A 208-nucleotide genomic window follows, 5' to 3' on the forward strand; every position below is an offset into this window, starting at 1 on the left:
CTCCGGCGGGCCAGGGCTTGGTGTGGTCGATGTCGGCGTGGGTGGCGGGACGGTTGCAGCCGGGGAAGCGGCAGGTGATGTCGCGGGCGTGGACGAAGCGTTGCAGCGCCGCCGAGGGCCGATAGCCCTGCTCGGTTGTGAGGCAGGACGGGTCGACAACCCGGATGCGGGCGCCGCCGATGATCAATTCGGCCAGCAGCGGGGCCGG

The 208-nt window shown here is 72.1% G+C and carries 1 pseudogene; it reads right to left on the minus strand.

Annotated features, from left to right (window positions below):
• Window positions 1-208, minus strand: a pseudogene (locus tag ACAG24_RS29550) (HNH endonuclease signature motif containing protein); the annotation flags it as partial.

Origin of the sequence: Mycobacterium bulgaricum, from assembly GCF_041287165.2 — a bacterium.
Classification (GTDB): Bacteria; Actinomycetota; Actinomycetes; order Mycobacteriales; family Mycobacteriaceae; genus Mycobacterium; species Mycobacterium bulgaricum.